The sequence below is a fragment of the Geobacillus sp. FSL W8-1251 genome (genome assembly GCF_038005945.1).
In the GTDB taxonomy this organism is placed as follows: domain Bacteria; phylum Bacillota; class Bacilli; order Bacillales; family Anoxybacillaceae; genus Geobacillus; species Geobacillus stearothermophilus.
In genome coordinates this window covers 604,905-623,874 of record NZ_JBBOUF010000001.1, presented here as the reverse complement: position 1 = coordinate 623,874, position 18,970 = coordinate 604,905, and the positions used below count along the sequence as shown (strand labels likewise).

The 18,970-nt window shown below is 57.0% G+C and carries 15 protein-coding genes; 13 read left to right on the top strand and 2 right to left on the bottom strand.

Going from position 1 to position 18,970, the window contains the following annotated elements; translation table 11 throughout:
- From NSS88_RS03130 to pyrE, 6 genes are read left to right on the top strand one after another with little or no spacing between them, the layout of a single operon-like run.
- Positions 1-1,095: a carbamoyl phosphate synthase small subunit gene (locus tag NSS88_RS03130; protein ID WP_055358167.1), complete on the top strand. Its 1,095-nt coding sequence runs from the start codon at positions 1-3 to the stop codon at positions 1,093-1,095.
- Positions 1,088-4,285, top strand: a complete 3,198-nt coding sequence (gene carB, locus NSS88_RS03125; protein ID WP_055358166.1) for a carbamoyl-phosphate synthase large subunit — start codon at positions 1,088-1,090, stop codon at positions 4,283-4,285. The genes NSS88_RS03130 and carB overlap by 8 nt, the downstream gene beginning before the upstream one ends.
- Complete coding sequence (locus tag NSS88_RS03120) at positions 4,282-5,055, top strand: dihydroorotate dehydrogenase electron transfer subunit (protein ID WP_049624358.1); 774 nt, start codon at positions 4,282-4,284, stop codon at positions 5,053-5,055. The genes carB and NSS88_RS03120 overlap by 4 nt, the downstream gene beginning before the upstream one ends.
- Entirely contained in the window at positions 5,052-5,993 is a 942-nt protein-coding gene (locus NSS88_RS03115; protein WP_033016100.1) for a dihydroorotate dehydrogenase, read from the top strand. The genes NSS88_RS03120 and NSS88_RS03115 overlap by 4 nt, the downstream gene beginning before the upstream one ends.
- On the top strand, positions 5,965-6,684 hold the full coding sequence (gene pyrF, locus NSS88_RS03110; protein WP_055358165.1) for an orotidine-5'-phosphate decarboxylase: 720 nt from the start codon (positions 5,965-5,967) through the stop codon (positions 6,682-6,684). The genes NSS88_RS03115 and pyrF overlap by 29 nt, the downstream gene beginning before the upstream one ends.
- Entirely contained in the window at positions 6,681-7,304 is a 624-nt protein-coding gene (gene pyrE / locus NSS88_RS03105) for an orotate phosphoribosyltransferase (protein WP_033016098.1), read from the top strand. The genes pyrF and pyrE overlap by 4 nt, the downstream gene beginning before the upstream one ends.
- Before the next feature lie 344 nt (positions 7,305-7,648).
- Here pyrE and NSS88_RS03100 read toward each other — a convergent pair whose 3' ends face one another.
- Positions 7,649-8,209, bottom strand: coding sequence for a Uma2 family endonuclease (locus tag NSS88_RS03100; RefSeq protein WP_033016078.1), 561 nt, complete (start codon positions 8,207-8,209; stop codon positions 7,649-7,651).
- A 248-nt stretch (positions 8,210-8,457) separates the two neighbouring features.
- Positions 8,458-10,197, bottom strand: coding sequence for an Rqc2 family fibronectin-binding protein (locus NSS88_RS03095; RefSeq protein WP_055358398.1), 1,740 nt, complete (start codon positions 10,195-10,197; stop codon positions 8,458-8,460).
- A gap of 314 nt (positions 10,198-10,511) precedes the next feature.
- Between NSS88_RS03095 and NSS88_RS03090 the strand changes: the two genes are divergently transcribed.
- The 7 genes from NSS88_RS03090 (at position 10,512) to priA (ending at position 18,955) form a co-directional block, all read left to right on the top strand.
- A complete protein-coding gene (locus NSS88_RS03090; RefSeq protein WP_055358399.1) occupies positions 10,512-13,184 on the top strand; it encodes a calcium-translocating P-type ATPase, SERCA-type in 2,673 nt (890 codons plus the stop codon).
- Positions 13,185-13,272: 88 nt separating this feature from the next.
- A complete protein-coding gene (locus NSS88_RS03085) occupies positions 13,273-14,148 on the top strand; it encodes a YicC/YloC family endoribonuclease (protein ID WP_055358400.1) in 876 nt (291 codons plus the stop codon).
- A 39-nt stretch (positions 14,149-14,187) separates the two neighbouring features.
- A complete protein-coding gene (remA, locus tag NSS88_RS03080; RefSeq protein ID WP_328062574.1) occupies positions 14,188-14,466 on the top strand; it encodes an extracellular matrix/biofilm regulator RemA in 279 nt (92 codons plus the stop codon).
- 11 nt (positions 14,467-14,477) lie between these two features.
- Positions 14,478-15,095, top strand: coding sequence for a guanylate kinase (gene gmk, locus NSS88_RS03075; RefSeq protein ID WP_328062573.1), 618 nt, complete (start codon positions 14,478-14,480; stop codon positions 15,093-15,095).
- Between the two features lie 2 nt (positions 15,096-15,097).
- Complete coding sequence (rpoZ, locus tag NSS88_RS03070; protein WP_011230668.1) at positions 15,098-15,298, top strand: DNA-directed RNA polymerase subunit omega; 201 nt, start codon at positions 15,098-15,100, stop codon at positions 15,296-15,298.
- Positions 15,299-15,347: 49 nt separating this feature from the next.
- On the top strand, positions 15,348-16,553 hold the full coding sequence (gene coaBC, locus NSS88_RS03065; RefSeq protein WP_341082966.1) for a bifunctional phosphopantothenoylcysteine decarboxylase/phosphopantothenate--cysteine ligase CoaBC: 1,206 nt from the start codon (positions 15,348-15,350) through the stop codon (positions 16,551-16,553).
- Positions 16,550-18,955 carry a primosomal protein N' gene (priA, locus tag NSS88_RS03060; RefSeq protein WP_328062572.1) on the top strand — a complete coding sequence of 802 codons (2,406 nt, stop codon included), beginning with the start codon at positions 16,550-16,552 and terminating at the stop codon, positions 18,953-18,955. Before coaBC ends, priA begins: the two co-directional genes overlap by 4 nt.
- Positions 18,956-18,970 lie beyond the last annotated feature (15 nt).

Genomic DNA, 18,970 nt, shown 5'->3' with positions numbered 1-18,970 from the left:
ATGAAACGGCAGCTCATTTTGGAAGACGGTTCGTTTTTTGTCGGCGAAGCGTTTGGCAGCACGAAAGAGACGACCGGCGAAGTCGTCTTTAACACCGGCATGACCGGGTATCAAGAAATTTTGACCGACCCGTCGTATTGCGGGCAAATTGTGACGATGACGTATCCATTGATCGGCAACTACGGTATTAACCGCGACGACTTTGAAGCGATCCGCCCGTACGTGCACGGATTCATCGTCAAAGAAGCGTGCCTCATGCCGTCCAACTGGCGCGGCGAACTGACGCTGGATGAGTATTTAAAAGAAAAAGACATTCCGGGACTCGCGGGCATTGACACGCGCAAACTGACACGGGTCATCCGCCAGCACGGAACGCTGAAAGGAATGATTTGCGGGCTGGATGTCCATCCGGCGGAAGCGGCGGCCAAGCTGCGGGCGATGGAGTGGCCGCGCGACCAAGTGCGGCGCGTCTCAACAAAAAGCGCCTACCCAAGCCCGGGGCGCGGCGAGCGTGTCGTCTTGATCGACTTTGGGATGAAGCACGGCATTTTGCGCGAACTGAACAAGCGAAACTGCGATGTCATCGTGTTGCCGTACAATGCGACGGCGGAAGACGTATTGAGCTGGCATCCGGATGGGGTCATGCTTTCCAATGGACCGGGCGACCCGAAAGACGTGCCGGAAGCGATCGAGATGATCCGCGGGATCTTGGGCAAAGCGCCGCTCTTTGGCATCTGCCTCGGCCATCAGCTGTTCGCCTTGGCATGCGGGGCGAATACGGAGAAGATGAAATTCGGCCATCGCGGCTCGAACCATCCGGTCAAAGACTTGCGCACCGGCAAAGTCGCCATCACGTCGCAAAACCATGGTTATACGGTCACGCATGAATCGCTTGCCGGCACGCGTCTTGAAGTGACGCACGTCGCCTTAAATGACGGCACAGTCGAAGGGCTGCGCCATCTCGATTTCCCGGCGTTTACGGTGCAGTATCATCCGGAAGCGTCGCCGGGGCCAGAAGATGCCAATCCGCTGTTTGACGAGTTTTTGGCGCTCATCCGCCAGTTCAACAAGAAAGGAGAAGTCATCCATGCCTAAACGCCGCGACATTGAAACGATTTTAGTCATCGGCTCGGGGCCGATCGTCATCGGCCAGGCGGCCGAGTTCGACTACGCAGGGACGCAAGCGTGCTTAGCCCTAAAAGAAGAAGGATACAAAGTCATTTTGGTGAACTCAAACCCGGCGACGATCATGACCGATACGGAAATCGCCGATAAAGTCTATATGGAGCCGCTGACGCTCGATTTTGTCGCCCGCATCATCCGCAAAGAGCGGCCGGACGCGATTTTGCCGACGCTTGGCGGCCAAACGGGCCTTAACTTGGCGGTGGAACTGGCCAAAGCCGGGGTGCTCGAGGAGTGCGGCGTCGAAATTCTCGGCACGAAGCTTGAAGCAATCGAAAAAGCGGAAGACCGCGAACAGTTCCGCGCCCTCATGAACGAGCTTGGCGAGCCGGTGCCGGAAAGCGCGATTATTCACAGCTTGGAGGAAGCGTACGCCTTTGTCGAACAAATCGGCTATCCGGTCATCGTCCGCCCCGCGTTCACGCTCGGCGGCACGGGCGGCGGCATTTGCACGAACGAAGAAGAGCTTGTCGAGATTGTGTCAACCGGCCTGAAGCTGAGTCCGGTGCACCAATGCTTGCTCGAGCGGAGCATCGCCGGCTACAAGGAGATTGAATACGAAGTGATGCGCGACGCCAACGACAACGCGATCGTCGTCTGCAACATGGAAAACATCGATCCGGTCGGCATTCATACGGGTGATTCGATCGTCGTCGCCCCGAGCCAGACGTTAAGCGACCGCGAGTATCAGCTGCTCCGCAACGCGTCGCTTAAGATCATCCGCGCGCTTGGCATCGAAGGCGGCTGCAACGTCCAGCTGGCGCTTGACCCGGACAGCTTCCGCTATTACGTCATTGAAGTGAACCCGCGCGTCAGCCGCTCGTCGGCGCTGGCGTCCAAAGCAACGGGATATCCGATCGCGAAACTGGCGGCGAAAATCGCCGTCGGGTTGACGCTTGATGAAATGATCAACCCGGTCACCGGGAAAACGTACGCCTGCTTCGAGCCGGCGCTCGACTATGTGGTGACGAAAATTCCGCGCTTTCCGTTTGACAAATTTGAATCGGCGAACCGCCGCCTTGGCACGCAAATGAAAGCGACCGGCGAAGTGATGGCGATCGGCCGGACGTTCGAAGAATCACTGTTAAAAGCCGTTCGTTCGCTCGAGATCGGGGTGCATCATCTGGAATTGAACGAGGCGAAAACGGCCGCCGACGACGTGATGGAAAAACGGATCCGCAAGGCGGGCGATGAGCGGCTCTTTTACATCGCCGAGGCGCTCCGCCGCGGGGTGACAGTGGAGACGCTGCATGAATGGAGCCAAATTGACCGCTTTTTCCTGCATAAGATTCAAAACATTATTGAGATGGAAACGGTCTTGAAAAACCACCCGGACGACCTTGACGTGTTAAAAAAAGCGAAGGGGCTCGGCTTCTCCGATGCGGCGATAGCGGCATTATGGAACAAAACGGAGCGCGACGTTTACGCGCTGCGCCGCCAGGAAGGCATCGTGCCGGTGTACAAAATGGTCGATACGTGCGCGGCCGAGTTCACGTCGGAAACGCCGTACTACTACAGCACGTACGAGGAAGAAAATGAATCGATCGTGACGGAAAAACCGAGTGTCATCGTGCTTGGTTCCGGCCCGATCCGCATCGGCCAAGGGATTGAGTTTGACTACGCGACCGTCCATTGCGTCTTTGCGATCAAACAAGCCGGCTACGAGGCGATCATCATCAACAACAACCCGGAAACGGTCTCGACCGATTTCAGCACATCGGACAAACTGTATTTCGAACCGTTGACGGCTGAAGATGTGATGCATGTCATCGACCTCGAACAGCCGGTCGGCGTCATCGTCCAATTCGGCGGTCAGACGGCCATCAACTTGGCGGCGGAACTCGAAGCGCGCGGCGTCCGCTTGCTTGGGACGACGCTTGAAGATTTGGACCGTGCCGAAGACCGCGACAAATTTGAACAGGCGCTCTCAGAGCTTGGCATTCCGAAACCGGCCGGCAAAACGGCTGTTTCGGTCGAAGAAGCGGTTGCCATCGCCGAAGAAATCGGCTATCCGGTGCTCGTCCGCCCATCGTACGTGCTCGGCGGCCGGGCGATGGAAATTGTCTACAACCGCGAAGAGCTGCTTCATTACATGGAACATGCCGTGCGCGTCAATCCGCAGCACCCAGTGCTTGTCGACCGCTACATCACTGGCAAGGAAGTCGAAGTCGACGCCATCGCCGACGGCGAGACGGTCGTCATTCCGGGGATCATGGAACATATCGAACGGGCCGGCGTCCATTCCGGCGACTCGATCGCCGTCTATCCGCCGCAAACGTTAAGCGATGACGTCATCGCAAAAATTACCGACTATACGGTGAAACTGGCGCGCGGGCTGCATATTGTCGGGCTGTTGAACATCCAGTTCGTCGTCGCAGGCAGCGACGTCTACGTCTTGGAAGTGAACCCGCGCTCAAGCCGCACGGTGCCGTTTTTAAGCAAAATCACCGGCGTGCCGATGGCGAATCTCGCCACGAAAGCCATTTTAGGGGCGAAGCTCGCCGACATGGGTTATGAGACGGGCGTCTGCCCGGTGCGCCCCGGCGTGTACGTGAAAGTGCCGGTGTTCTCGTTTGCGAAATTGCGCAACGTCGACATTTCGCTCGGCCCGGAAATGAAATCGACCGGCGAAGTGATCGGCAAAGACGTGACGTTTGAAAAAGCGCTCTATAAGGGGCTCGTCGCCTCCGGCATCCAGATCCAGCCGCATGGGGCGGTGTTGTTGACGGTGGCCGACAAAGACAAAGAAGAAGCCGTCGAGCTGGCGCGCCGCTTTGCCGACATCGGCTACCAGCTGTTGGCGACGAACGGCACGGCGGAAACGTTGAAAGCGGCCGGCATTCCGGTGACGGTCGTCAATAAAATCCACTCGGCGTCACCGAACATTTTGGATGTCATCCGCCAAGGGAAGGCGCAAGTCGTCATCAACACGCTGACGAAAGGGAAGCAGCCGGAAAGCGACGGCTTCCGCATCCGCCGCGAAGCGGTCGAAAACGGCATCCCGTGCTTGACGTCGCTCGATACGGCCCGGGCGATGCTGCAAGTGCTCGAATCGATGACGTTTTCAACGACAGCGATGACGGAAGGGCTGGTGCGCTCATGATCGGCCGCGAACGAATGACGGTCGCAAGCCAGCGGCGGATCGCCGAGCGGACGTATGAATTGACGCTTGCTGGTCGCCTCGTGCAACAGATGAAACAGCCGGGCCAGTTCGTCCATGTGAAGGTAGCGGCAACGGCCGATCCGCTTTTGCGCCGCCCGCTCAGCCTTTGCCATATCGATCGGGAGCGCGGACAGTGCACGATCATCTACCGCCAGGAAGGAAAAGGCACCGCGCTGTTGGCGCAAAAACAGCCGGGCGATGCGGTCGATGTGCTCGGCCCGCTCGGCAACGGCTTTCCGCTCGAGGCCGCGCCGGCGGGCGGCCGCGCGCTGCTGGTCGGCGGCGGCATCGGCGTCCCGCCGCTCTATGAACTGGCGAAACAGCTCACAAAGCGCGGCGTCAAAGTGGTGAGCGTGCTCGGGTTTCAAACGAAAGCGGCGGTCTTTTACGAAGAGGAATTTGCCGCGTTCGGCGAGACGCATGTCGCGACCGATGACGGCTCGCACGGAACGGCCGGGCGCGTCACCGATGTGATCGAAGCGCGTTCGCTTGAGTTTGACGTCTTGTACGCCTGCGGTCCGAAGCCGATGCTTCGGGCGCTGGCGGAACGGTTTCCGAACCGGCCGGTGTACGTGTCGCTCGAGGAGCGGATGGGCTGCGGCGTCGGGGCGTGTTTCGCCTGCGTCTGCCATGTGCCAGGGAGCGAGACGGCGTATAAAAAAGTATGCAGCGACGGCCCGGTGTTTCGGGCCGGGGAGGTGGTGCTATGAACCGGCTTGCGGTCGAACTGCCGGGTCTTTCGCTCAAAAACCCGATCATGCCGGCGTCCGGCTGTTTTGGATTTGGCCGCGAGTACGCCCGGTTTTACGATTTAAGCGTGTTAGGCGCCATTATGATCAAGGCGACGACAAAAGAGCCGCGCTTTGGCAACCCGACACCAAGGGTGGCAGAAACGCCGGGCGGGATGTTAAACGCCATCGGCCTGCAAAACCCCGGCCTTGACAAAGTGCTCGAAGAAGAACTGCCGTGGCTTGAACAGTTTGACGTCCCGATCATCGCCAACATCGCTGGCTCGACGGTGGAAGAGTACGTCGAGGTAGCCGAAGCGATTTCCAAAGCGCCCAATGTCCATGCGTTAGAGCTCAACATTTCCTGCCCAAACGTGAAAAAAGGCGGGATTGCGTTCGGCACCGTGCCGGACGTGGCAGCGGAACTGACGCGGCTTGTCAAAGAAGTGTCCGCCGTGCCGGTTTACGTGAAGCTGTCTCCGAACGTCACCGACATCGTCGCGATGGCGAAAGCCATTGAACAAGCGGGCGCCGATGGCTTGACGATGATCAACACGCTCGTTGGCATGCGCATCGACGTGAAAACAGGCCGGCCCGTTTTGGCCAACGGCACCGGCGGCTTATCTGGCCCGGCGGTCAAGCCAATCGCCATTCGCATGATTTATGAAGTGAGCCAAGCGGTGTCGATTCCGATCATCGGCATGGGCGGTGTGCAAACGGCGGAAGACGTGCTCGAGTTTTTCTACGCCGGCGCGAGCGCGGTTGCGGTCGGCACAGCCAACTTCGTCGATCCGTTCGTCTGCCCGACGATCATCAACGACCTGCCGGCGCTGTTGGACGACCTCGGGATCGGCCACATTTCCGAATGCATAGGAAGGAGCTGGAAGACCGGTGCACACGCCGTTCATTGTCGCGCTTGATTTCCCATCAAAACAAGAGGTGGAGCGGTTTTTGCGGCCGTTTGCCGGAACGCCGCTGTTCGTCAAAGTCGGCATGGAGCTGTACTATCAGGAAGGTCCAGCCATCGTCGCGTTTCTCAAAGAACAAGGACATGCCGTCTTTTTAGACTTAAAACTGCACGACATCCCAAATACGGTGAAACAGGCGATGAAAGGGCTCGCCCGTGTCGGCGTCGATTTGGTGAACGTCCACGCCGCCGGCGGCCGGCGCATGATGGAAGCGGCGATCGAGGGGCTTGACGCCGGCACGCCAAGCGGCGCCGCCCGACCGCGCTGCATCGCCGTCACCCAACTGACAAGCACGGACGAGCGAATGCTTCATGAGGAGCTGTGGATTTCCCGCCCGCTTGTGGAAACAGTCGCCCATTACGCCGCCTTGGCGAACGAAAGCGGCCTTGACGGCGTCGTCTGCTCGGCGAACGAAGCGCCGCTCATCAAAGAACGGTGCGGCGCCTCGTTCCTCGCCGTCACCCCGGGCATCCGCTTTGCCGATGAGGCAGCGCACGACCAAGTGCGCGTCGTCACCCCAAGGAAAGCGCGTGCGCTTGGTTCTGACTACATCGTCATCGGCCGCAGCCTCACCCGCGCCGCCGATCCGCTCGGGGCGTATGCCCGCCTGCAACACGAATGGAACGGAGGAGAGAGAGAATGAAACACGACATCGCCGCCAAACTGCTTCAAATCGGGGCCGTCGCCCTGCAGCCGAACGAGCCGTTTACATGGTCTTCGGGCTTGAAATCGCCGATTTATTGCGACAACCGCCTGACGCTCGCTTACCCCGACGTGCGCCGCACGATCGCCGACGGCCTCGCCGAACTCATCCGCACCCATTTCCCTAAAGCGGACCTCATCGCCGGCACCGCAACCGCCGGCATCCCGCACGCCGCCTGGGTGAGCGAGCGGCTTGAGCTGCCGATGTGCTACGTCCGCAGCCAGGCGAAAGCGCACGGCAAAGGAAAACAAATTGAAGGCCAAGCCGAACCGGGCCAGCGCGTGGTCGTTATCGAAGACTTGATCTCGACGGGCGGCAGCTCGCTTGCGGCCGTCCGCGCCTTGAAAGAGGCGGGCTGCGAGGTGCTGGGCGTCGCCGCCATTTTCACATACGGGCTCGAAAAAGCGAAACAGGCGTTTGCCGAAGAGAATTTGCCTGCCTACACGCTTACGGACTACAACACCCTCATCGAAACGGCCGTTCGCCTTGGCGCCGTCAGCGAACACGATCTGGCGACATTGCGAAAATGGCGGGAGAATCCGGAGGAGTGGGGGAAATAAAATCAACGCAAGCGAAAAGGGGCTGACGCAAAAGCCCCTTTTTGATGAAAGTTCACCGAAGTACTAGGATTCTTTCTCCATTTTGACGACAAATCTTTTACTCATGCAAGCTTCTACAAGAAAATGGAAAAACATGTCGAACTTTGTCTGTTCCGAATGGCCGTAAAATTCAGTGTATCTTTAATGAAGCAGCCAATCACAGGTTTCTTCCACCTACACCCCAGCTGTAAATAGCAGCTTTGAAGGAACCACAGCGAATTGGAGTGGAACAATGATTTATCGGATCGCTTCAAACAGCTGTTGTTAGCAAACGGCACTTCCGTCAACTATGAATACGGATATTTTTATTGAAAAAATAATCGCCTCGCCTCGAGAGAACAATCGGTAAATAGAAAAGAGATGATGGTTTCATTTTCCCCAAACGCTTCTCTTTTTTTAAAAAATCCATCTTCTAACCCAAATACTTCAATCGTTTTATACAAAGGGTCAACAATCCAATATTCTTTTACACCAAATTGTTCGTATAGTTTAAATTTTTCATTTCGATCTTTTAATGCTGTAGACGGAGAAAGAACCTCGACAATGAGTGTTGGTGCGCCTAAACAGCCGTTTGGTGTTAAGTTGTTTCGATTGCAAATGACAGAAATATCGGGTTGAACGACATGTTTTGCATATGTGTAGTCATCGTTTTCGGAGAGACGAACATCAAAAGGAGCAATGGCAACGTAGCAATCTTTATTTTGAAAGTACGAACGAAATGCGAACGATAGTTCCATAACGGTAAACTGATGCTCCCACGTTGGTGAAGGGCTCATGTTGTAAGCTTTTCCATCAATAAGCTCCCAACGCCCATCCCATTGAATATAATCGGCATACGTATACAGTTTGGATGGTTCTGGATTCATCGGATCTCCCTCGCTTTTTTCATTATTATACCATATCCAAAACGGCAACGATGATTGAAGATAACAAATTGCATTCGCGATGGCGGCTTGTGGTTGACTCGACAAGTTTGCAAAGCGGGCTGTCCGTAAGGCCAATGCAGCTGGTCTTACAGACAGCCCGCTGTCTTTTATGCGGCGCTAGACCGTTTCGGTTTGCGGGAGTTCGCGCGGATCGCCCGATGCCGTGTTGGGCGGCCATTGGGGCGCGTTTACGATGGTTTCGCCGCTTGTTCTTTTTGCCTCTGTTTCATGGTGCGGACGAGTTCTTCATCCGGTGTGACGTAGAGCGTTTGCTCGTTTTCGTAAATGACAAATCCCGGCTTGGCGCCGCTCGGTTTTTTTACATAGCGGATGCGCGTGTAGTCGACAGGCACCGACCCGGAGTGGCGGGCTTTGCTGAAGTAGGCGGCCAAGTTTGCTGCCTCGAGGAGCGTCTCGTCAGACGGCTGCTTGCTCCGGATGACGACGTGCGAGCCAGGGATGTTTTTCACATGCAGCCAAACATCGTCCTTATGGGCGAGTCTGGTCGTGAGATAATCGTTTTGTTTGTTGTTTTTGCCGACGAGTATTTCCGTGCCGTCGCTTGCGACGTAGCGGTCGAGCTCAGGGACGGCGGTTTTCCGCTTTTTCGCTCCTTTGGCCGCGCGCGGGCGCAAGTAGCCTTGTTCGATGAGCTCGTCGCGGATTTCCTCGATGTCTTTCGGCGAGGCGGTTTCGAGCTGGCTTAAAATCGTGTCGCAATAGGCGATGTCTTCTTTCGTCCGCTCGATTTGTTGTTGCACGACGGCGAGCGAGTTTTTCGCTTTTTGGTATTTTTGAAAGTACTGTTGCGCGTTCTCGGACGGCGATTTTTGCGGGTCGAGCGGAATGGTGACCGTGCCTCCGTTTTCGTCGTAGTAGTTTGCGACCTCGATTTCCGTCATGCCGCGCTTTGCGGCGTACAAATGGGCGGTGAGCAGTTCGCCGTACAGTCGATAAACGTCGGCTTTCTTTGCTTCTTCGAGCGTCTGTTCGAGCTTTAGGAGCTTTTTCTCGTTTTTCGCCTTTTCGTTCGCCATGAGCCGCTCGATGTCATGGGCTTGCTGCTTGACGCGGTCGCGCTCGGCCTTGCCGAAATAAAAGCGGTCCAATAGCTCGCTTGCACTCGCAAACGGTTGGCCTTCGATTTTTAAGTGCTTAAGCGGCAAAACGTAAAACCATTCTTTTTCCCCGTTCGTGTACATCATCGGGGCAAAGCGGCGGCCGCGCACGTCATCGATGAGCGAAAGAAAGCTTTTTGGCAGCGTCGTCCGGTTGGCGAGTCCAGCGCGGAACACCGCCTCATTGGCAAATAGCGGCGAAATGCCGCTGAAGGCGGAAACAAGCTGATGGGCGAGCTTGCCGGCGTGAAAGTCGATTTTTTTCAGCACCATTTCTTCCGTCGCCTCAAGCGGGTTCAGCTTGCCGTGCGTCGGTGGGGCGACGTACGGATGCCCGGGAAGCACCGTCCGGTAGCGGTTGACCGACGGCGGCAAATGTTTCAAGCTGTCGATGATCGTGTTGGTCGATGCATCAACGAGGATGATGTTGCTATGGCGGCCCATCACTTCGATGATGAGCCGCTTCGTCTGCAGATCGCCGAGTTCATCGCGGCCTTTTGCATCGATGATGATGATGCGGTCGAAATCGGCTTGGCGGACCGACTCGATGATGCTTCCTTCCAACTGTTTGCGCAGCCGCATGCAAAACATCGGCGGCTCGGATGGGTTGTTGTACGTTTCGTTTGTCAAATGGACGCGCGCGTACGTCGGATGCGCCGACAGCATCACTTTATGGTTATGGCCCCGGGCGCGCACAAGCAGCACGATCTCATACGCCGACGGCTGGTGGATTTTCGTGATCCGCCCGCCCGCAAGCGCCTCTTCGAGTTCACCGACAATGGCGTACGTAAACACTCCGTCAAAGGACATAGAAAACACCTTTCTATTTCGTTTGTTTGCTATTTCGATCTTACCATACGACCCGCCGTTTTGAACATTTCTTTGAATATTACCTGAAGACGGACGAAGATGCCCGACGAACATGTTGCATAAAATGGGGAGGCTCGCTTTTTTGACACGATTTTTTCCCTTATGGGGGAGATGGCGTGGCAAAGGGCCCCATGACTCCTTATGTTTGTGTCGCTAAACATCATGGCGGGGACTATCATTTTTTGGGACATGTATGAATAAACATAGAGAAGCGGGAACGGCGTGCGAAAAAATGGAAGGACGGAGGGAGACAGATGCAATGGCATACGCTCGCGGCAAGAGATGTCGCGCACGAGACGAAGACGAATATCAAAACCGGGCTTACGGCGGCGGAGGCGGAAAAACGGCTGCGGCAGTTCGGGTACAACGAGCTGGCGGAAGGGAAGAAGGAGTCGGCCATCGTTGTCTTTTTTCGCCAGTTTCAAGATTTTATGGTGCTTGTGTTGCTTTTGGCGACGGTGATTTCCGCGTTTTTAGGCGAGTATGTGGATGCGGTGGCGATTGTCGTCATCGTGATCATGAACGCCATTCTCGGGTTTATCCAGGAGCGGCGGGCGGAAAAGTCGCTTGCCGCCTTAAAACGGTTGTCCGCTCCGCAAGCGGTTGTGTTGCGCGGCGGGGAGTGGGTGAAAGTCCCCACGCGCGAGCTTGTTGTCGGCGATGTGGTGAGACTTGCAAGCGGCGACCGGGTCGGGGCCGACATCCGCTTGATTGAGGCGGCCGGCCTGGAAATCGAGGAGTCGGCGCTGACGGGCGAATCAGTGCCGGTGGCCAAATCCGCCGCCCCGCTTCATACGAAACAGGCGTCGCTCGGCGATTTGCACAATATGGCGTTTATGGGGACGCTCGTGACAAGGGGGAATGGGGTCGGGATTGTTATCGCCACTGGGATGAAAACAGCGATGGGACAAATCGCAACGATGCTCGAAGAGGCGGATGCGGGGGCAACCCCGCTCCAGCGCCGGCTTGAGCAGCTTGGGAAAATTTTGCTTTTCGTCGCATTGGCGCTGACGGCAGCGGTCGTGGCCGTAGGTGTCATTCAAGGGCACGACCTGTATGAAATGTTTTTGGCTGGTGTGTCGCTCGCGGTCGCCGCCATTCCGGAGGGGTTGCCGGCCATTGTGACGGTCGTCTTGGCGCTTGGCGTGCAGCGGATGATCAAACGGAACGCCATCGTCCGCAAGCTTCCGGCGGTGGAAACGCTCGGCTGTGCTTCGGTCATTTGTTCCGACAAAACGGGGACGATGACGGAAAACATGATGACCGTCACGCAAGTATGGGCAGGCGGGCGGACATTTGCGGTAAGCGGCGCTGGTCTTGAAACGGATGGCGAGTTTTCTGAACGCGGCCGGACGGTTGATCCGAACCGCGTTCCCGAGCTCGCTCGCCTATTGACAATGGGGGTGCTTTGCAATAGTTCGGAGTTGAAAGAGGAAAACGGCCGGCGCTACATCGACGGCGATCCGACGGAAGGAGCGCTGCTGGTCGCGGCAGCGAAGGCGGGGATTACAAAACGAAGTCTGCTAGGTGAGTATGCGATCGAGCGGGAGTTTCCGTTTGATTCCGAGCGGAAAATGATGACGGTCATCATTCGCGACCGAAACGGCCGTCGGTTTGTCGTGACGAAAGGGGCGCCCGATGTGCTGCTTGAGCGGGCGGACCGTCTGGAATGGAACGGGCACGAGCAGGCGCTGACCCCGGCGTGGAAAGAGACGATTGAGAAGGCGATTCGCCAGATGGCGTCTTCCGCCTTGCGCACGATTGCCATTGCGTATCGGCCGCTTGCGGAAACGGAACGGATCGAGTCGGAGAAGGAGGCGGAGACGAAGCTTCGGTTTCTCGGCGTCGCCGGCATGATCGATCCGCCGCGGCCGGAGGTGAAGCAGGCGGTGGCGCGATGCAAAGAGGCAGGCATGAAAACGGTGATGATCACCGGCGACCATGTGTTGACAGCCACCGCCATCGCCCAACAGCTTGGCGTGCTGCCGCCTGGCGGAAAAGTGATGGATGGGGCGACGTTGTCGAAGCTGTCGGTCGATGAGCTCGAACGCGAGGTCGATAATATTTATGTGTTTGCCCGCGTCTCCCCGGAGCATAAGCTGAAAATTGTCAACGCCTTTAAGCGCCGCGGTCATATTGTCGCCATGACCGGCGACGGGGTGAACGACGCGCCGGCATTGAAAGCGGCGGATATTGGCGTCGCGATGGGCCGGTCGGGGACGGAAGTGGCGAAAGAGGCGGCGTCGCTCGTTTTGTTGGATGACAACTTTGCGACGATTGAGGCCGCGATCGAAGAGGGGCGCAACATTTACGAAAACATTCGCAAGTTTATCCGCTACTTGCTCGCCTCGAACGTTGGGGAAATTCTCGTCATGTTGTTTGCGATGCTGCTTGCCTTGCCGCTGCCGCTCGTGCCGATTCAAATTTTATGGGTCAATCTTGTCACCGACGGTTTGCCAGCCATGGCGCTCGGGCTCGACCAACCAGAAGAAAACGTGATGAAGCGGCCGCCGCGCCGTCCCGATGAAGGGGTGTTCGCCCGCGGGCTCGGCTGGAAAATCGTAAGCCGCGGCTTTTTGATCGGCGTTGTTACGCTGGCTGCGTTTCTGACCGCCTATGAACGGAGCGGCGAGGATCTCGTTTACGCCCAGACAGCGGCGTTTGCGACGCTTGTGTTGGCCCAATTGATCCATGTGTTCGACTGCCGTTGCGACCATTCGGTTTTTGACCGCAGTCCGTTCGGCAACATGTATCTCGTTGCAGCGGTGATCGTGTCGCTGCTGTTGCTGCTGGTCGTGATCTACTACCCGCCGCTGGCTGCCGTGTTCCATACGAAGCCGCTTGCGGCCGTCGATTGGCTGCTCATCATCGGTTTGTCCGCCTTGCCGACCTTTTTGTTTGCCGGCTCGCTTTTTACGAGAAAATAAAAGGATGGATATGTTATAATAAAAAAGGTGATAGAGGAGCGCTCTATGACCTTTTCTTTTTCATCAACGACGCAACGGATGTGATGGCATGGTTTACAGCATGACTGGTTTTGGCGCGAGCACGAAAAAAACGGATCGCTTGACGGTGGCGGTGGAAATGAAATCGGTCAACCACCGGTTTTGTGAAATTTCCATTCGCCTCCCTAGACAATGGCTCGTGTTTGAGGATAAAATAAAAAAAGCAATTTCACCGTACGTGCGACGCGGAAAAGTGGAAGTGTTCGTCACGATCGCCGGAGAAGGGCTTGTGAAACGGAGCGTACATATCGATTGGGATTTGCTTGGCCAGTATTGGGCCGGAGTGCAGGAAGCCGCAAAGCGATTTGCCATTGACGGCAGCGTGACGGCGGCCGAGCTGCTTCGGCTTGATGGGGCCGTCGAAGTGGTGGAAGAGGAAGGAGCGAACGAGCAGGTCGAGCCGCTGCTTTTGGCCGCTGTCGATGAAGCGGCAAGGGAACTTGTGGCCATGCGCCGGCGCGAAGGGGAGGCGCTGGCCGCGGATTTGCGCGCCCGCCTTCATGAAGTCGAAGCTGGGGTGGAAGTCATTGAGCAGCGGGCGCCGCTTGTAGTCGAGCAATACCGCGAGCGGCTTGCGCGCCGCCTGCGCGAATGGGCGCCTTCTCCGGTTGATGAAGCGCGGCTGCTCACAGAAGTGGCGGTGTTTGCGGAAAAGGCGGACATTCACGAGGAATTGAAACGCATCCGCAGCCATTTGGCGCAAATGACGGACGTCCTTGAGGCGGACGAACCGATCGGGAGGAAGCTTGACTTTTTGGTGCAAGAGTTGAACCGCGAAGTGAACACGATCGGCGCCAAGGCGAACGACAGCTTGATCGCCGCGCAAGTCGTTGAGATGAAAAGCGTGCTTGAGAAAATGCGCGAGCAGGTGCAAAACGTGGAATAAACCGTTTAAGGCGGCTTGCCGGCGGCAAAACTATGACATATGGCAGGTGGGCGCGTCATGATGAGATTTATTAACATTGGGTATGGAAATATGGTGTCGGCCACCCGCATCATTACGATTGTCAACCCTGATTCGGCGCCGATTAAACGGATCATCCAAGATGCGCGCGAAAACGGCAAGCTCGTTGACGCGACGCACGGCCGAAGAACGCGCGCGGTCATCATCACCGACAGCGATCACGTCATTTTATCGTCCGTACAGCCGGAAACGGTGGCGAACCGCTTGTACGGAAGCGATGATTTCTCCGAGGAAGGGTAGGGTTTTGGGCGTTGAAAAGCGAACATGGATTGTTAATCGTTATGTCAGGGCCGTCCGGCGTTGGCAAAGGGACGGTGCGCAAAGCGCTGTTTTCGCGTCCTGACATCAAGCTTCATTATTCAGTGTCCGTCACAACACGCAAGCCGCGCGAAGGCGAAGTGGAAGGCGTCGACTATTTCTTTCGGACGCGCGAGCAGTTTGAACAAATGATTCGGGAAAACAAGCTGCTCGAATGGGCCGAGTATGTCGGCAACTATTATGGGACGCCGATTGATTATGTGGAAAAAACGCTCGCCGAAGGGAAAGACGTGTTTTTGGAAATCGAAGTGCAAGGAGCGATGAAAGTGCGGCGGGCGTTTCCAGAGGCGCTCTTCATTTTCTTGGCCCCGCCAAGTCTCACGGAGCTTGAAAAGCGGATCATCGGACGCGGCACCGAGTCGAAAGAGCTGATTGAAAATCGGCTGCGGGCGGCGAAAGAGGAGCTTGGAATGATGGATGCGTACGACTATGTCGTGGAAAATGATGAAGTCGAGCTCGCCTGCGAGCGGATCAAGGCGATTGTCACGGCTGAGCATTGCCGGCGCGAACGCGTCGCCGAGCGATATAAACGGATGTTGGGGGTGGAATGACGATGCTGTATCCTTCCATCGATTTGCTGATGCAAAAAGTGGACTCCAAGTATAAGCTTGTCACGGTGGTGGCCAAACGGGCACGCGAGTTGCAGGACGGTGCGGAGCTGATGGTGAAAAAGCCGGTGTCGAAAAAATTTGTCGGCCAGGCGCTCGAGGAAATTGCCGGTGACAAGGTCGAATTAGTGGAAGAGGAAAAATAACAACCTAGCTTTAGGTTGTTATTTTTTTCAATGTCGGGGGGTGGCCAACATGATCAAGGGAAAACATATTTTGCTTTGTGTGACCGGGGGGGTGGCGGCGTACAAGGCGGCGATGCTCACCAGCCAGCTCGTCCAGCGCGGCGCAGAAGTGAAGGTCATTATGACCGAAGGGGCTTGCCAGTTCATTACACCGCTCACGTTTCAAGCATTGTCGCGCCAGGAAGTGTATGTCGATACATTTGCCGAAAACAACCCGGCCGTCATCGCCCATATCGATTTGGCGGACTGGGCGGATCTCGTCCTCGTTGCGCCGGCGACGGCCAATACGATGGCGAAGCTGGCCGCCGGCATCGCCGATAATATGGTGACGACGACGATTTTGGCGACGAAAGCGCCCGTCTGGATCGCTCCGGCGATGAACGTTCATATGTACGAGCATCCGGCCGTTCGGGCGAACATGGAGCGGCTCTGTGAGTTCGGCTACCGGTTCATCGAACCGTCGGAAGGCTACTTGGCGTGCGGCTACATCGGCAAAGGGCGTCTCGAGGAACCGGAGAACATCATTGCCCATATCGAGCGGTTTTTTGCCGGCGATCCGCCGCTGTTTCGCGGGAAGCGCATTCTTGTCACCGCCGGGCCGACGCGGGAGAAGCTCGACCCAGTCCGCTATTTCTCTAACTATTCGAGCGGAAAAATGGGCTACGCCATCGCCGAAGCGGCGGCCCGCTTCGGCGCTTCGGTGACGCTCGTCTCCGGACCGACGGCGCTCCCATCGCCCGATGGCGTCGAGACGGTGGCGGTTGAATCGGCGGAAGAAATGTATGAAGCGGTTTTGTCTCGCTTTGCGGAAACGGACATCGTGATCAAAGCGGCGGCGGTCGCCGATTATCGGCCGAAATATGTCGCAGCTTCCAAAATTAAAAAGCAATCGGGCGGTTATGTCGTCGAGATGGAGCGGACGGTCGATATTTTGAAGGTGCTTGGCGAGCGGAAAACGGGGCAGATTTTGGTTGGATTTGCCGCTGAGACGGACAACCTTGAGCAGTATGCGTTAAAAAAACTGGAAGAAAAGCGGCTCGATATGGTCGTCGCCAACAATGTCACCGAAGAAGGCGCAGGGTTTGCCGGCGATACGAACATCGTCACCATCTTCCGCCGCGACGGCGTCGTTCGGCCGCTGCCGCTCATGACAAAACGCGAGGCGGCCGAGGAAATTTTAAAAGAAATACACGCCTATATCGAGGGGATTCGATGAAAGTCGCCTCCGTGATTGTCGATGTTCCGTCCCGGCAGACAGACCGCCCGTTCGATTATGCGATCCCGGAGCGCTGGCAAGGCGTCATCCAGCCGGGCATGCGGGTGACGGTGCCGTTTGGGGCGCGGCGTTTGCAAGGGTTTGTCGTCGAGGTGAAAGACCATTCCGACATCAAGCAGCTGAAACCGATTGAGCATGTGCTTGATGTCGTGCCGGTGTTAAACGAAGAGCTGCTGGATCTTGGCCGCTATTTAACGGAAACGACGCTCTGTTTCGCCATCTCGGCGTACCAGGCGATGCTGCCGGCGGCGATGCGGGCGAAATATGAAAAAACGCTCCGCTTGACGGATGAACGAAATCGGGAAGCATTGCCGGACGACCTAAAGCCGCTGTTTGTCCATCAAATGGAAGTGGCTTGGAAAGACATTGAAGCCGCCAGCTTATGGCGGGCGGCGCAAAAAGCGGTGCAGCAAGGTGTGCTTGAAGCCGTTTACGAAGTGAAAGAAAAAGCAGGCAAGAAAACGGTGAAGCATGCGCGTTTGGCCGTTCCGGACAAACAGGCAAACGACGCGCTGGCGGCGCTGCCTTCAAGGCAAAAGGACGTGCTTTCGTTTTTGCTTGAAAAAGGGGAAGCGGTGCCGGTTGCCGAGCTGCAAGCGGCGCTTGGCGTTTCCTCAGCGCCGCTGAAAGCGCTCGTCGACAAAGGATTGGTGGTGCTGAACGATGTCGAGGTGTACCGCGACCCGTACGAACATCGCACGTTTCAGCCGAGTGAGCCGCCGGCGCTCACTCCGGCACAAGAAGCGGCGTTGGCGAAAATCGCCGCTTCGGTGCGCGCCGGAGAGCACCGCACGTTTTTGCTTTACGGCGTCACCGGGAGCGGGAAGACGGAAGTGTACATGCAGGCGATCGACGAAGTGCTGCGCCAAGGGAAAGAGGCGATCGTCCTTGTCCCGGAAATTTCACTGACGCCGCAAATGGTCGAGCGGTTTAAGGGGCGGTTCGGTCCGAAGGTGGCAGTGCTCCACAGCGGGCTGTCCATCGGGGAAAAATACGACGAATGGCGGAAAATTCACCGGAAAGAAGTGCAGCTTGTCGTCGGTGCGCGCTCAGCCGTGTTTGCCCCGTTTGAAAACTTAGGGATGATCATCATCGACGAAGAACATGAGACGAGCTATAAGCAAGAAGAAATGCCGCGCTACCACGCGCGCGATGTCGCCATTTACCGCGCCCGACGTCACAGCTGCCCGGTCGTGCTTGGCAGCGCCACCCCCTCGCTTGAGACGTTCGCCCGCGCCGCCAAAGGGGTGTACGAGCTGCTTGAGCTGCCGGAGCGCGTCAGCCGCCAAGGTTTGCCGTCGGTCCATGTCGTCGATATGCGCGAGGAACTGCGCAGCGGCAACCGCTCCATGTTTTCACGCCGGCTGCTTGACGGGTTGCGACAGCGGCTCGAACGCGGCGAGCAGGCGGTGCTGTTTTTAAACCGGCGCGGCTATTCAACGTTTGTCATGTGCCGCGGCTGCGGCTACGTCATCCGTTGTCCGCATTGCGACATCTCGCTTACGTACCATCGCGCCGGCGAACGGATGAAATGCCATTATTGCGGGCATGAAGAGCCGCTTGCCCCCCGCTGTCCGTCGTGCGGAAGCGAACACATCCGCTTTTTTGGCACTGGCACGCAAAAAGTGGAAGAAGAACTGACGAGGTTGCTGCCGAAAGCGCGCGTCATCCGCATGGATGTCGACACGACCGGCCGCAAAGGGGCGCATGAAGAGCTGCTTTCCAGTTTTGCTGCCAAGGAAGCCGATATTTTGCTCGGCACGCAAATGATTGCCAAAGGGCTCGATTTTCCAAACGTCACGCTCGTCGGCGTGCTGGCGGCTGACACGATGCTGCATTTGCCCGATTTCCGCGCCGCGGAAAAAACGTTTCAGTTGCTGACACAAGTGAGCGGGCGCGCCGGACGGCATGAGCTGCCGGGTGAAGTCGTCATTCAGACGTACACGCCCGACCATTACAGCATCGAGCTTGCCGCCCGCCATGACTATCGCGCCTTTTATCGGCGGGAGATGATGCTGCGCAAAGCGCACGGTTATCCGCCGTACTACTACTTGACGCTCATCACGGTCGCCCACCAGGAAGCGCCGGTTGCCGCCAAGACGGCGGAAAAAATCGCCGCCTACATGCGCAAACAGCTGTCAAACGAGGCGGTCGTTCTCGGTCCGGTCGCCTCGCCGATCGCCCGCCTTCACGATAGATATCGTTACCAGTGCATGATAAAATACAAACGGGAACCGAATGTAACGGCGGCGCTCAAAGTGGTCATCGACCGCTACCAAGCCGATGCCGCCCATGGCGGAGCGGCCATCACCGTCGATACGAACCCGTATATGATGATGTGAAAATGGAGGAAATGA